This window comes from Gemmatimonas groenlandica, assembly GCF_013004105.1.
Classification (GTDB): Bacteria; Gemmatimonadota; Gemmatimonadetes; order Gemmatimonadales; family Gemmatimonadaceae; genus Gemmatimonas; species Gemmatimonas groenlandica.
This window is the reverse complement of the sequence record NZ_CP053085.1, coordinates 4,009,615-4,023,326: the sequence shown is the minus strand read 5'-3', so window position 1 is coordinate 4,023,326 and position 13,712 is coordinate 4,009,615. Positions and strand designations below refer to the sequence as shown.

Annotated in this window: 12 protein-coding genes; 9 read left to right on the top strand and 3 right to left on the bottom strand. The window is 66.2% G+C overall.

What is annotated here, in order from left to right:
* The first annotated feature begins 138 nt into the window (after positions 1 to 138).
* Complete coding sequence (locus HKW67_RS17120; protein ID WP_171226548.1) at positions 139 to 1,287, top strand: mannose-1-phosphate guanylyltransferase; 1,149 nt, start codon at positions 139 to 141, stop codon at positions 1,285 to 1,287.
* 12 nt (positions 1,288 to 1,299) lie between these two features.
* On the opposite strand, the gene HKW67_RS17115 is transcribed toward HKW67_RS17120, so the two are convergent.
* On the bottom strand, positions 1,300 to 2,106 hold the full coding sequence (locus HKW67_RS17115; protein ID WP_171226547.1) for an enoyl-CoA hydratase/isomerase family protein: 807 nt from the start codon (positions 2,104 to 2,106) through the stop codon (positions 1,300 to 1,302).
* 171 nt (positions 2,107 to 2,277) lie between these two features.
* On the opposite strand from HKW67_RS17115, the gene HKW67_RS17110 reads away from it, so the two are divergent.
* Positions 2,278 to 2,769, top strand: coding sequence for a hypothetical protein (locus HKW67_RS17110; RefSeq protein WP_171226546.1), 492 nt, complete (start codon positions 2,278 to 2,280; stop codon positions 2,767 to 2,769).
* Here HKW67_RS17110 and HKW67_RS17105 read toward each other — a convergent pair.
* Positions 2,714 to 3,301: a 2'-5' RNA ligase family protein gene (locus tag HKW67_RS17105; protein ID WP_171226545.1), complete on the bottom strand. Its 588-nt coding sequence runs from the start codon at positions 3,299 to 3,301 to the stop codon at positions 2,714 to 2,716. The two genes, HKW67_RS17110 and HKW67_RS17105, sit on opposite strands and share 56 nt — an antisense overlap.
* 78 nt (positions 3,302 to 3,379) lie before the next feature.
* Here HKW67_RS17105 and HKW67_RS17100 point away from each other — a divergent pair, with 78 nt between their 5' ends.
* From HKW67_RS17100 to HKW67_RS17070, 7 genes are all read left to right on the top strand, one after another.
* On the top strand, positions 3,380 to 3,640 hold the full coding sequence (locus HKW67_RS17100) for a hypothetical protein (RefSeq protein ID WP_171226544.1): 261 nt from the start codon (positions 3,380 to 3,382) through the stop codon (positions 3,638 to 3,640).
* Complete coding sequence (locus HKW67_RS17095) at positions 3,637 to 4,449, top strand: SDR family oxidoreductase (protein ID WP_171226543.1); 813 nt, start codon at positions 3,637 to 3,639, stop codon at positions 4,447 to 4,449. Before HKW67_RS17100 ends, HKW67_RS17095 begins: the two co-directional genes overlap by 4 nt.
* Before the next feature lie 79 nt (positions 4,450 to 4,528).
* Complete coding sequence (locus HKW67_RS17090; protein WP_171226542.1) at positions 4,529 to 5,569, top strand: L-threonylcarbamoyladenylate synthase; 1,041 nt, start codon at positions 4,529 to 4,531, stop codon at positions 5,567 to 5,569.
* 54 nt (positions 5,570 to 5,623) lie between these two features.
* Positions 5,624 to 6,541: an enoyl-[acyl-carrier-protein] reductase gene (locus tag HKW67_RS17085; RefSeq protein ID WP_171226541.1), complete on the top strand. Its 918-nt coding sequence runs from the start codon at positions 5,624 to 5,626 to the stop codon at positions 6,539 to 6,541.
* A gap of 3 nt (positions 6,542 to 6,544) precedes the next feature.
* Positions 6,545 to 8,458: an ATP-binding protein gene (locus tag HKW67_RS17080; RefSeq protein ID WP_171226540.1), complete on the top strand. Its 1,914-nt coding sequence runs from the start codon at positions 6,545 to 6,547 to the stop codon at positions 8,456 to 8,458.
* A 12-nt stretch (positions 8,459 to 8,470) separates the two neighbouring features.
* Positions 8,471 to 8,923, top strand: a complete 453-nt coding sequence (locus HKW67_RS17075) for a hypothetical protein (protein WP_171226539.1) — start codon at positions 8,471 to 8,473, stop codon at positions 8,921 to 8,923.
* An 83-nt stretch (positions 8,924 to 9,006) separates the two neighbouring features.
* Positions 9,007 to 10,182 carry an MFS transporter gene (locus HKW67_RS17070; RefSeq protein ID WP_171226538.1) on the top strand — a complete coding sequence of 392 codons (1,176 nt, stop codon included), beginning with the start codon at positions 9,007 to 9,009 and terminating at the stop codon, positions 10,180 to 10,182.
* A gap of 62 nt (positions 10,183 to 10,244) precedes the next feature.
* Here HKW67_RS17070 and HKW67_RS17065 read toward each other — a convergent pair whose 3' ends face one another.
* The gene (locus HKW67_RS17065) at positions 10,245 to 13,523 is read right to left on the bottom strand and encodes a WD40/YVTN/BNR-like repeat-containing protein (protein WP_230981048.1); all 3,279 of its coding nucleotides are present in this window, start codon (positions 13,521 to 13,523) and stop codon (positions 10,245 to 10,247) included.
* Positions 13,524 to 13,712 lie beyond the last annotated feature (189 nt).

Below are 13,712 nucleotides of genomic sequence, written 5' to 3'. Positions count from 1 at the left end.
GCTTAGGTATGTTGTCCGTAGCCGAGCAGATGCGCCAGTTGCCACGGGCGTTTGCATTCGCAGCCCGCCCTTCGTGTTCTCCACTCCGCTGCCACGATGCCAGAGCCCCGCGCTGTCGCTCCTCACGTCGCACCTCCCGTGATCGTCGAATCATCGCCGATCGCGGATACCATGGAGGAGTTCGAACTCGAGCCCCTGCTCGAGACGCAGACCGCGCTCTGGGCCGTGGTCTTTGCCGGTGGCATCGGCACCCGCTTCTGGCCGCTGAGTACGCCCAAGCGCCCCAAGCAGCTGCTGGCCCTCGTCAACGAGCGCCCGCTCATTGTCGACACCATCGAGCGCCTCTCGCCGCTGGTGCCCGCCGAACGCGTGCTCGTCGTCACCAGCGCGGATATCGCGGACGCGCTCCACGAAGCCATTCCGGAAGTCCCGCGCGCGAATATGCTCATTGAGCCGCGGCCGCTCGGCACTGCGGCCGCGCTGGCCTGGGGCGCCCATGAAGTCGCCAAACGCGCCGGACCCGACACCGTGTTCTGCGCCCTGCACGCCGATCTGTCGGTCGGGTTTCCCGGGGTTTTCCGCGACGCGCTGCGACGAGCCGCCACGATTGCGTCATCGGAGCCGGTGCTGGTGGCGCTCGGTGCCACCCCGACGCGCTGTGAAACCGGCTTCGGGTATCTGCAGCCCAGTACCCCGTTCGATCCGTTCATCTCACGGGCCGAGGGTGGCGCGTGCCACGTGGAGCACTTCGTCGAGAAGCCCACGGCCGCGCTGGCCGACACGCTCATCGACAAGGGCGCGCTCTGGAACACCGGCATTTTCGTGTGGCGCGCGCGGGTCGTGCTCGACGAGCTCGAAGCCAATACCGGTGAGCTGCAGCATGGATTGCCCAAACTGGCCACCGGCGACATGACCAGCTTCGCCGAGCTGGTCACGTCAGTCTCGATCGACCGCGGGTTGCTCGAGCGCAGCCGCCATCTGGTGGTGCTCCCCACCGAGTGTGCGTGGGATGACGTCGGCACCTGGGCCTCGCTGCGCCGCGTACGGGATCTCGACGACACCGGCAATGGCGTGATGGGCCACGTGCACTGCGTCGACGCGTCCGGCAACGTGATTCACGCCGACGGCTGCTGCGTCGTGGCCTACGGCATTTCCGGACTGTTGGTCGTGTCACTCGACGGACTCACCTTCGTGACCACCCTCGAGCGCGCCACCGAACTCGGACCGCTGCTCAATTCCCTGCCCGGCAGTCTGCGCTACAACCCCGGCCGCAACACCACGAGCTGATTCACGTCGCGGTCAGCGTCCCTCGAACGTCGGGACACGCTTTTCCTTGAACGCGACCATCGCTTCGCGCACATCGGCACTCGCGAAGCAGCTCTTGATGTGCGTGAGCTCCTCGCGTAGTTGCGCGTCGAGCGTCGCGTCGGGACTCGCCAGCAGCAGGCGTTTCGACAGCGCCAGCGCGAGCGGTGGACCAGCCGCCAGCTGCGCCGCGTAACGCTGCACACCATCGGCAAAGGCATCATCCGCCAGCACCGAGGTGGCGAGTCCGATACGTTCGGCTTCGTCGGCGCGCACGTCACGACCGGTGAGAATGATGTCGGTGGCGCGCGCGTGACCGATCAGTCGCGGCAGAAACCAGGTGACGCCGGCGTCGGGTGACAACCCGCGTCGTACGTAGCCCGCCGTGACCGTGGCACTCGCACTCACCAGTCGGAGATCACAGGCCAGCGCCAGACCGAATCCGGCGCCGGCCGCCGCGCCATTCACCGCCGCGAGTACCGGCTTCTCGCAGGACGTGATCGACTGCACCCACCGCCCCACCCAGTAGTACGGATCCAATCGTGTGGCACGGTCGGCATCCTCGCGCAGACCCGGCTCGCCTAGATCGAGACCGGCACAGAAGCCCCGTCCCGCTCCGGTGATCACCACCACACGGACCGCGTCTTCGCGCGCCGCATTCGCCATCGCGATCGGCAGTTCGGTGGCGAGTCGCGGATTCACCGCATTCAGTCGCTCGGGGCGGTTCAGCGTGATCGTCCGCACGCCGGCGGCCGTCGTGTCGATGAGCAGATGCTCGAAGGAATCGATGTGGGCAGTCATCTACCAAGCATACAGGACGCGCCGGAGATACGGGTCCGACTTGTGTCGATTCACGTATCAGCCTTCGCACACCCACTACCACGCGTATGGGTGCGTTCGCTAGATCACATGGTGTGCCTGTTCGAACCGGTTATCAGGCGCACGGACCCGCTGGCCACTCTTGCCCCCACCATGTCCCCCTCCCGCGCTGCTGCTTCCTCGATGATGCTCGACGACCCGACCGCTGCGCAGCAGGGGCCGATGTACTGCTGCGACGCCCTCGCGCGTACCGCGTCGGAGACCTGCCGTCAGCATGAGCGACTCGCCCGCCTGAACGCATTGTCGGTGGCAAAGTCTGAGCTCGGAGCCGCCCACGCCATGGTGGACAACATCGATTTAGCGCTCGCCGAGTGCGTGCGCGACTTCGAAAAGACCTGCTCGAAGGTCACGATCAGTGACGACGCCGACATCCGGCAGGCGGCCAACGCCATGTGGCTCGCCGCCCGCGAGTACCTCCGTCGTCACAGCATCGCCGAAAAGGCTTCGCGTCAGCTCACCCAGCACGATGCCGAGAAACTCGGCGACCTGCAGCTCGAGTATGAACTCGAAGCGTCGGCCCTACTGGGTCTCAAGCACGCGATGTCGACCTACCAGAAGCTGCGCCCAGAGACCCGCTGCCCGTAAGCTCGCCGGTCAGCGCGACCTCGAACAACAGCTTGGACGGCTGCGGATCACGTGTGAGATAGACCTGCAGCCGTTCGATGATCGCCGGGGCATTCACGCGCATGGCCAGCAACTCGCGTTCGCGCGCCGGCGTGAGCATGGGATAGAAGCTGAGTGTGCAATGCGGCGTGAAACGGAACCGCGCCTGCTTGAACGGCAGTCCGCTGCGCGCGATCCGTTCGTGTAGCGCCCGCAGCGGCCCGTTGTGGTCCAACGGCAACGACACGATATCCGTCTGCATGAACCGGTGCGGCAGCCCCAGCGCGAGTTCCATGGGTGCCGTGCTGGCTGCGATCGGTTCCAGCGCCTCCCGAATGCGCGCGACCGGGGTATCCGTGGGCATCGCGCCCACGCCCGAAGAGCCGACCAGCGTCACGTGTGGAGGCGTGAGCCGGGCCAGCTTGGGATCGAAACGCTGTTGAATCTCTCGCACCATGGCACCTGCTTCGCCAGGAAGCTCTGCCAGTACGAAAATGCCGAAGGTCGCCGCCATTCCAGAAATCTAGTCGGTGTACACGCTACCCTCACGGTGGCGCGACCCGTGCGATATGTTCGCCCTATGGGAGCCGCCATGAAGGTCATCCGGGAGTACGTGAACGAGATGGAAGCGCTCGTTGCACGGAGCGTGCTGGAAGCACATCACATTCCAGCCGTGGTGCTGCGCGACGATGCGGGCGGCATGCTGCCCGCCATGCATCTCGTGTATCCGGTTCGTCTCGCCGTGCGGGTCGGTGACGCCACGCACGCGCTGCGCATTCTCGATGCGCCCTTCGAGGGCGACCCCTACATCGATGACCTGCTCGGCCCGGACGACGCGGCCGGACATCCGTGAGCGGTCGCTTCACCGGGCAGGTCGTGCTGATCACCGGCGCCTCGAGTGGGATCGGCGCGGAGTTGGCACGACAGTTTGCCGCGGACGGCGCCCGTGTGGCGCTCGCCGCTCGTGATGTCGCGCGACTGGAATCCGTAGCCGCCGACTGCCGGGCGTTGGGAGCCGAGGCGTTGGTGGTGCATGGTGACGTGGGCGTCGAGTCGTCATGCGCGTCGATGGTCGAGCGCACTGTCGCACACTTCGGACAGCTCGACGTGCTGGTGAACAACGCCGGCATGGGCTCGAGCGGACTATTCGAAGACGTCACTGATCTCACGATTTTCGACACGCTGATGCGAGTGAACTACCTCGGCAGCGTGTGGTGCACCGCCCATGCCTTGCCGCATCTCAAGCGCTCGAAGGGCCGCATCGTAGCGATCTCGAGTCTCACCGGGCTCACCGGCGTCCCCAAGCGCACCGCGTACGCCGCCACCAAGCACGCGATGGCAGGCTTCTTCGACTCGCTTCGTATCGAGCTCGACGGCACCGGCGTATCCGTCACGATGATCTATCCCGGGTTCGTGTTTTCGGAGATCAATCAGCGGGCGCTGTCCCCCGATGGCACCCCGTTCGGCGATCGCGGCTACAAGCGCCGGAAGGGCGAAACGATGGAAACCGACGAGTGCGGTCGCCTCATTCTCGCGGCCGTGGCGGCGCGCGATCGCGATCTCGTGATGACCTGGCGCGGCAAGATCGGCCGCCTGCTCAAACTGATGTCGCCCGCGCTGGTGGACCGGATTGCCCGCGGTGTGATCGAGTCGCGGCAGTAGGCGTCGTTTCAAGGGGTCAGAGTCGTTGAACGCCCAGCGTTCAACGACTCTGACCCCTTGAACACCGCTAGATTCCGGTATGGCTGGCGCTCCCATTCTCACGCTTGACCCCGACAACCCGGATCCCGTGGTCGTCGAGCACGCGGCCGCCCTGCTTCGGCGCGGTGGGCTCGTCGCCTTCCCGACCGAAACGGTGTACGGCTTGGGGGCCAATGCGCTCGACCCCGACGCCGTGGTGGCCATCTACACGGCGAAGGGGCGTCCCGCCTGGAACCCGGTGATCGCCCACGTGCCCGACGTGGCGGCCGCCCGCGTGCTCACCCGCTACTGGCCGCCAGCCGCCGACCGCTTGGCCGCCGCGTTCTGGCCGGGTCCGCTCACCATGGTGCTGCCCAAGGCCCCTCAGGTGCCCGACGTGGCCACGGCCGGGCTCGACGCCGTCGCTCTACGGATTCCGGCGCATCCGGTGGCGCTGGCCCTGCTCCGGGCCGCCGGCGTGCCCATCGCAGCCCCCAGCGCCAACCGATTCACCCAGATCAGTCCCACCACCGCCCAGCACGTGCAGGCGTCGCTCGGCGACCGCGTGGGCCTCATTCTCGACGGGGGCCCGAGTTCGGTGGGCATCGAAAGTACGGTGGTCGACCTCACCGGCCCGGACGCGGTCGTGCTACGGCCTGGCATGATCTCCGCCGCCGATCTCGAACTCGCCCTGCGTGGCTCGGGCGTCGCGGTCCGCATGGCGACCGTCACGGTGTCGCACGACGCGCCGACGGCGACGGCGGCGCCTCAACGCTCGCCCGGCATGGCCGATCGCCATTACGCCCCGCGCGCCGATGTCTGGCTCTTCGACGCCGAGCAGTGTTCGGAGATCGACGCCGCGCTCGCCGACCGACGTGCAGGAACCGGCACCGTAACGGCGCTCCTCAGAACGACCACGCTGTCGGTGCCGGATGACACGATCGTTCGCATGCCCGACGATCCGGCGGCCTATGCGCGAGCGCTCTACGCCGCTCTGCACGCGGCCGACGCCACCGGCGCCTCGCTCATCGTGATTGAGCGTCCGCCCGATGACGACCGCTGGGCCGGCCTCCGCGATCGACTCACCCGCGCGGCGCGGTAGTCGCGCTTCGCAAGACGCGCTTCGCAAGACGCGCTTCGCTGCTATCTTGCCCAGATGCTACCCATCGATCTTTCCGGCAAGCGCGCCCTCGTGGCGGGCGTCGCCGACGACGGCGGCTTCGGGTTCGCCGTTGCAAAGGCCTTCGCGGAGGCCGGCGCCTCTGTCTGCGTCGCCACGTGGCCGCCTGCGCTCAACATCTTCCTCAACCTGCTCGAACGCGGGAAGATGGATGAATCCCGCAAACTGCGCGATGGATCGCTGCTCACCTTCGAGCGCATCTATCCACTCGACGCCATCTACGACTCGCTCGAGGATGCGCCGGACGACGTGCGCAGCTCGAAGCGCTACAAGGATGTCGGCGACTTCTCGATCGGCGGACTCGCCCAGCGCATCGCGGCCGACTTCGGCGACCAGTCACTCGACATTGTCTTCCATTCGCTCGCCAACGGCCCTGAAGTGAAGAAGCCGCTGCTGGAGGTCAGTCGCGCCGGCTACCTCGCGGCGTCCAGCGCCAGCGCGTATTCGCTCGTGTCCATGGTGCAGCGGCTCGCGCCGCTCATGCGTCCGGGCGGCTCGGTCTGCTCGCTCACGTACATGGCCAGTGAACGCGCCATTCCCGGCTACGGCGGCGGCATGTCATCGGCGAAGGCTGCGCTCGAGAGCGATACGCGGGTGCTGTCGTTCGAAGCAGGTCGCAAGTATGGCTTGCGTGTCAATACGATCAGCGCCGGCCCGTTTGCGTCGCGCGCGGCCAGCGCCATCGGCATCATCGACAAGATGGTGAAGTACTGCGCCGCGAACGCACCGCTCGCCGAAGAACTCACCGCCACAGAAGTCGGCAACACGGCGGCGTTTCTCTCCAGCGCGTTGGCCAGCGGCATCACCGGCTCCACGGTGTACGTCGATAAGGGATACCACGCGATGGGGATGGCCGTCACGATGCCACCGGGCGTAGAGCCGCTCGGCGCGTAGCAGGTGCCCGACCGCACGCCACCCGAGCAGGACGACGTTCCACCAGTACAACGGGGAACGGGTCTCCGCACGCGACTGCTCGGCATGGCGTTGATCGTGTCCACGCCGCCGCTGCTCGTCAGTCTGCTCACGCCGATGCCGAACAGCGGCTGGCGGGGCGTGTTGCTGTTCGGCGGGGCGCTGATCGTGTCGATCGCCCTCGCCGTGTATTTCGGCACCAAGATCTCACGGCCGGTGCAGGCGCTCATCGACGATGCGCATGCGCTGGCGGTGGGTGTGGCCGGACACCGCTCGCGCATCAGGTCCAGCGACGAGATCGGTTCGCTCGCGACGGCCCTCAACCAGATGGCCGAGACGGTCGAGCGCCGCAATGCCGCGCTGGCCGACAGCGAACGTCGCTATCGCTTCTTGTTCGATTCCAATCCGCTGCCTATGTGGGCGTGGGACGCGGACACCATGCTCGTGCTGGCCGTGAACGAAGCCGCAGTCGAGAAGTACGGCTACGATCGCGATGCGTTCCTGTCGCTGCGCATTCTCGACCTGCTCGATCCCGCCGAACACGCGCGATTCAGCGGCGCCCGACTGCCCTTCTCCGAGTCCAAGCAAAGCGCCGGCACGTGGCTCCATCGCACCGCGACCGGCCGTCAGCTCGAAATGGAAGTGATCACCACGTCGTCGCGCCGACTCGGGCGCGCCAGCTGGCTGTCGGTGGGTATCGATGTCACGGCGCGGCGCGAAGCTGAGCGCGCGCTGGCCCGCAGCGAAGATCAGCTGCGGCAGTCGCAGAAGATGGAAGCCATCGGCACGTTCGCCGGCGGTATCTCGCACGACTTCAGCAACTTGCTCACGGGCATGCTGGGCTACTGCGATCTCGCCCTCGCCATGATGTCCGCCGACGATCCTGTGCGGCGCGACGTCAGTGAGATCCGCGCACTTGCCGTACGCGGCACCGATCTCTCCAAGCAGATCCTCGCCGTCAGCCGCAAACTGGTCGTCCAGCCCACGGTGCTCGATCCCAATACGGTCATCATGGGGCTCGACCGTTTGCTCCGCCGGCTCATGGGCGAGCACATCGAAGTCAGCACCACGCTCGGCGGTGACCTCGGCACCATTCGCATCGACGCGGCACAGCTCGAGCAGGTCATGCTCAACTTGGCCAGCAACGCGCGTGACGCGATGCCCTCGGGTGGAACACTGCGTGTCTCCACCGCACGGGTCAGCGAGGCGGAAGTGCAGACCTTCGGACTCGACGCACATCGCGAGTGGATCGTGATCCGCGTGGCCGACTCCGGCGTTGGCATGACCGATGCCGTGCTCGAGCACATCTTCGAACCGTTTTTCACGACGAAGGAGCGCGGCAAGGGCACGGGACTCGGCTTGCCGCTGGCGTACGGTATGATCGATCAAGCCGGCGGCGAGATCCGCGTGAACAGCGCCCCCGGACACGGCACCACGTTTCATTTGTTGCTGCCCCGTCTTGGCGAGCTTCCCACCGATCTGACGGTCGAGGAAGAAGTGCCCGAGGTGCTCACCGGACAAGAAACCGTCCTGCTCACCGAAGACGAAGACAGTGTGCGCGCTGTCGCCACGGCGGCTCTCGAGCGTCGCGGCTATCGCGTGCTCGCCGCCGCCGACGGTGACTCTGCGATTGCGATCTCGCGCGCCTTCCCGGGACGTATTGACCTGCTGGTTACCGACGTCGTGATGCCCGGCATGAATGGTCGCGAGCTGGCCGAACAGCTCGAGATTATGCGACCCGGCTTGCGCGTACTCTTCGTGTCAGGCTACACCGACGACGCCGTGTTGCTGAAAGGCGTGTCGCTCGACGAGCGCACCTTCCTCCAGAAGCCGTTCACCTCGCTCCAACTCGCCAAGCGCGTCCGCGTGGTGCTCGATCAGTCGCCGCGCGTGAGCTGAGCGCCGGCGGCCATGTACTGGATTCTCGTCATCATGGCCGCGATCGCGGCGAGCCTGATCGCACTGGTCGTTGGTGGCCTGGTTACGCCGGCCGAATACCGAGTGGTGCGTCGAATGCATCTTCAGCGCCGTGCCGACGACGTGCGCGCGCTGCTCACCGACCTCGCCGCCTACGAACAGTGGGCCCCGTCACCGACCACGATCGAACGGCAGGAGTCCCGTGACGCCCAGACGATCGCGCTACACGTGACCGACGACGACACGGAATCGCAGCTGCGATGGGAATGGCGCGTTGAAGGCGATGACGCGCACAGTGTGGTCACGCTTACCGAGTCCGGCCGCGTGGGCAATCCCGTGATTCGTTTCTTTGCGGCGCTCCGTGGACACGGTGGTAACGCCGAACGCACGCTCCGTGCGCTGGCGGAGCATTACAACGAGTTCGGCGTGTCGGTCGAACGTCTCTAGCCGGCGCACTCCCGGTGCACGCGCCGCCCGGCGATCTCTCAAACGTCTCTCCAGAAGGCGATTCGCATCCGGATCGCTGGCGCATGCTCGGCATTCTCACCGTCGCCGAGCTGTTGGGTATGACCTTGTGGTTTGCCGCCAGCGCCGTGTCGGTGCAGTACAGCGCGCAGTGGACACTGAGCAGCAGCGAGGCGGCGTGGCTCACCACCATCGTCCAACTGGGCTTCGTGACCGGCACTGCGATCTCGGCGCTGCTGAACATTGCCGATATCGTTCCGGCGCGCGTGCTGTTCGCCCGTTGCGCGATGGTCGGCGCGGTCGCCAACACGATGCTGCTCACCGCGGATGGTTTGTCGGGCGCGCTGGTGTGGCGGTTCGTGACCGGGCTCGCGCTCGCCGGCGTGTATCCACCGGCCATGAAGATGATCGCCACCTGGTTTCGCGCGCGACGAGGCCTCGCCGTGGGCACCATCGTGGGCGCGCTCACCGTGGGCAAAGCGCTGCCGTATCTCGTGCACGCGATCCCCGGCGCCGGCATCACGCCGGTGGTGTTCAGCGCCTCGGTGGGCGCCTGCATCGCCGCGCTGCTGGTATGGTTCGGCTATCGCGAAGGACCGTATCCGTTTCCCGCGCGACCGTTCTCGTGGCATCTCGTGCGCGATGTGGTTGGTTCGCCGGCGTGGCGCCTGTCCACCAGCGGCTATCTGGGCCACATGTTCGAGTTGTACGCGGCATGGACGTGGTTGCCTGTCTTCATCGCCGCCAGCATCGCCGCGCATGATCCCACCGCTGGCGCGCGCGGCGCCTCGATCGCGTCTGCCATCGCCTTCGCCGCTCTCGCGATCGGTGGCGCCGGGTGCATCTGGGGCGGCCTCGTCGCCGACCGTCGTGGGCGCGCCTGGCTTGTTACGCGAGCCATGGCCATCAGCGGCGCCTGCTCGGTACTGATCGGTTTCGCGTTCGGGCGCTCGCTCTGGCTGCTGGTGCCCATCGCCCTGGTGTGGGGCTTCTTCGTGATCGCCGACAGCGCGCAGTTCTCGGTGCTGGTCACCGAGAGCGTGCCGCCGCACGCGGTGGGCACCGCGCTCACGCTGCAAACCTCACTCGGCTTTCTGCTCACCGCGGTGGTGATTCAACTCGTGCCACCGCTCGCGGCACGTGTCGGGTGGCAGTGGGCGTTCGCAGTGTTGTCGTTGGGGCCGGTGTTCGGGATCGCGAGTATATCGCGGTTGGTACGCAGTACGGCGGGCCGCCGCTAGGAACCGGGGGTTCCTGCAACGACCCGCCGTGTTGTCACGATACGCGTCGCGAGCGCGACGGCTTACATCCCTGTCGTTTCTTCCTCGGCGCCGATGCGGCGCGGGGTCTGCACGTCGCCAGCCTTAACTTCGATCGCCGGCAGGCCGTGCTTCTTGAGGATCTCGTCGATCGGCGGCAGCAGCTCCTTGTACGCCTTGCGGAGCTCCACGAGATACACCTCGAGCTCCTTCGACAGCGTGTCGTACACGACCACCGACTGCTTGGTGGGACGCGCTTCGGTGCTGCCCACCACGCCCGCCAACGCCGCGATCTGGTTGTTCACCTTGATCGGGTAGTTGAGCGGATCCTGACCGCTCTGGTTCTTCACCTGATAGATCTGCGCTTCCATCTCGCTGATCTTGGTGTCGAGCGACTTCACCAGCTGCGCGTACTGCGCGGAGTCGGCACCCACTTCCTTCGAGCGCGACACGGCTTGGCTACGCACATAGCGAACGGTGCGCACGGCGTCGTTGGCATCGGTGGTCCGGTCACGGATCTGCATCAACATCTTGTACTGCGCCACCAGATCGGCCGCCGTCGCATCGCTGCGCGGGTCCTTCTTCACCAACAGCTTCGTCTCGGACACCGGTGCACCATCCACGAGCAAACGCACCGAGTAGTTACCCGGCAGCACCAACGGACCGGTGAGCACGCCAGCCCACATGATCAGGCCGTTGAACGTGGTCGCATCACTCTCACGCAGATTCCACGAAAACGTGTTCATGCCCACCTTGTTCGTGGGTGCCGCATCGGCCGCCACGCCGCGTCGGCCGCCAGCCGGGGCGCCCGCTGCGCCCGCGCCCGCCGTGTCGCTCGAGAACGTACGCACGGTGCGACCCGTGGAATCCTTGAACTCGATTGTGACCTTGTTGGCCGGCGACTTGAGCCAGTAGTACACGATCGCGCCGTTGGGCGGGTTGGCGCCGACCGGTGAGCCGTTGCCACCACCCGGGTTGAAGCCGCCGCCCCAGTTGATGCGGTACGCCGCGCGCGGCGTGAACAGGTGCGCGCGCTCGGCCATCGCACTCGCCGTGAGCTGACGCAGCAGGGTGATGTCGTCGATCACGTAGAACGAGCGACCATGCGTGGCGGCAATGAGGTCGCCTTCCTTGATGGCCAGATCGTGCACCGGCACGATCGGCATGTTGCGACGCATCGAGAACCACGTCGCCCCGTCATCGAGCGACCCGTAGATGCCGCGCTCGGTGCCGGCGAACAGCAGCCCCGGACGCACTTCGTCTTCGCGGATCACGCGCGTGAACTCGGTCGCCGGAATCCCGTTGGCCTTGCCGCTGTTGTCGATGCGCGACCACGTCTTGCCGAAGTCGGCGGTCTTGAACAGGTACGGCTCGTTGTCGTCCATCTGGAAGCGGTTCGCGGCCACATACGCCACACCGGCATTGAAGTGCGACGCATCGATGATCGAGATGCGCGACCACTCGCGCTCCTTGAGCAGCGGTGGCGTGACGTTCGTCCATGACACACCGCCGTTCCGCGTGATGTGCACCGTGCCGTCGTCGGTACCGGCCCAGATGACACCCTTCGTCACCGGCGACTCCGAAATCGCGAACACGGTGCCATACGTTTCCACGCCCGTCTGGTCCTTCGTGATCGGGCCGCCCGACGGACCGAGCGTGCGCGGATCGTTGCGCGACAAGTCGGGGCTGATCGCGGTGTAGCTGTCGCCTTCATTCGTGGTCTTGAACAGCACGTTCGAACCCACGTAGATCGTCTTCGCGTCGTGCGGGCTTACGGCGATCGGGAAGGTCCACTGCATGCGGTACTTCGAGTCGATGGCCGAGTGACCCATCGGATTGAGCGGCCATGGATTGACGTCACGTGCGAGTCCGGTGCGCATATCCTTGCGCGTGAGGAAGCCGCCGTAGCTGCCGGCGAACACGATGTCCGGATTGTTCGGCAGCGCCGCAATGAAGCCCGACTCGCCACCACCCGCATCCTGCCACATATCCATCGTAATGCCACCCGCTGCCCGCGACGGTCCGCAGAGCGTGCTGTTGTCCTGCTGCGCACCACAGATCTTGTACGGGAAGTGGTTCGTGGTGGTGACATGATAGAACTGCGCGGTAGCAAAGTCCTGCGCCGTCCACGTCTTCGCGCCGTCGGTGCTCACGTTGGCACCGCCGTCGTTCGCTTCGATCATACGATCGCCGTTGTCGCCCGCGATCCAGAGATTGTGCGAGTCACCGTGCGGCGCATTGATGTTGCTCCACGTCTTGCCACCATCGCGCGACACCTGAAACTGCACGTTACTGGCGTACACGATGTCGGCGTTCTTCGGATCGGCGTAGATCTTGGAGTAGTACCACGCGCGCTGACGCAGCTTGCGTTCATCGTTCACGCGCGCCCACGTGCCACCGCCGTCGTCGCTGCGGAACACGCCGCCCTCATCGGCTTCGATAAGCGCGTAAATGCGCTGCGTATTCGCCCCGCTCACCGTGATACCGATGTTGCCCCACAGCCCGGCCGGCAGACCCTTGTGCTTGGTGATGTCGGTCCATGTGTCGCCACCGTCGGTGCTCTTGAAGAGCCCGGAGCCCTTGCCGCCCGACACCAGCATCCACGGCTTGCGATGCATCTGCCAGAAGCCGGCGTAGAGCACGTTCGGATTGCTGGGATCCATCGCGAGGTCCGCCGCGCCGGTCGAGTCGTCGCGGAACAGCACCTTCGTCCAGTTTTTCCCGCCGTCCTTGGTGCGGAACACGCCACGTTCGGCATTCGGGCCCCACGCATGCCCCTGTGCCGCGACATAGGCGACCTCGGGATTGGTGGGGTGCACCAGCACGCGAGAAATCTGCCGCGTGTCGTTCAGGCCGATGTTCGTCCAGCTACGGCCACCGTCGGTGGTCTTCCACACACCGTCACCATGCGACACGTTGCCGCGAATCGTGAACTCGCCGCCGCCCACGTACACGACATCGGGATTGCTGGGGGCCACGCCGATGCTGCCGATCGTGCCGCCGAAATATTTGTCGCTCATCGGCACCCACGTATCACCGCCGTCGACCGTCTTGAAGACGCCGGCGCCGACGGTTCCCATCCAGTATTCGTTGGGACGGGCCACGCTTCCGGCCACCGCCGCCGAGCGGCCGCCGCGATAGGGACCGATCTCGCGCCACTTGACGGCCGAAAGGGCGCCCGTGTCGAAGGGGGCAGCCAGTGGCGCAATCGCCGCAGGACGTGCGGTGGCGCGGGCGACGGGACGCGCGGCTTGCGCACCGGCGGTGACACTAGGAATGAAGACGGCGGCAGCCAGTGCCATCCGTGGGCTAAATCGTTTCACGACATGCTCTCCGAGTACGGGGGACGGGGCTATCCTCGCGACTATTGCTCCGCATTCCGTCGGAAGCAAGACTGGTTTTTTTTCGGACGGCGGGGGGAGGGGGACGGTGGGCCATGGGCCATGGGCCATGGGGGCCATGGGCCTTGGGCCTTGGGCTGTGGGCTGTGGGCCTCCCTGAGAACTCAGAGC

Excerpts from the sequence above, each read along its gene's own strand:
- HKW67_RS17115 (WP_171226547.1), bottom strand. The coding sequence starts at position 2,106 with ATGACTGCCCACATCGATTCCTTCGAGCATCTGCTCATCGACACGACG.
- HKW67_RS17090 (WP_171226542.1), top strand. The coding sequence starts at position 4,529 with ATGGCTGGCGCTCCCATTCTCACGCTTGACCCCGACAACCCGGATCCC.
- HKW67_RS17105 (WP_171226545.1), bottom strand. The coding sequence starts at position 3,301 with ATGGCGGCGACCTTCGGCATTTTCGTACTGGCAGAGCTTCCTGGCGAA.
- HKW67_RS17075 (WP_171226539.1), top strand. The coding sequence starts at position 8,471 with ATGTACTGGATTCTCGTCATCATGGCCGCGATCGCGGCGAGCCTGATC.
- HKW67_RS17100 (WP_171226544.1), top strand. The coding sequence starts at position 3,380 with ATGAAGGTCATCCGGGAGTACGTGAACGAGATGGAAGCGCTCGTTGCA.
- HKW67_RS17085 (WP_171226541.1), top strand. The coding sequence starts at position 5,624 with ATGCTACCCATCGATCTTTCCGGCAAGCGCGCCCTCGTGGCGGGCGTC.
- HKW67_RS17110 (WP_171226546.1), top strand. The coding sequence starts at position 2,278 with ATGTCCCCCTCCCGCGCTGCTGCTTCCTCGATGATGCTCGACGACCCG.
- HKW67_RS17070 (WP_171226538.1), top strand. The coding sequence starts at position 9,007 with ATGCTCGGCATTCTCACCGTCGCCGAGCTGTTGGGTATGACCTTGTGG.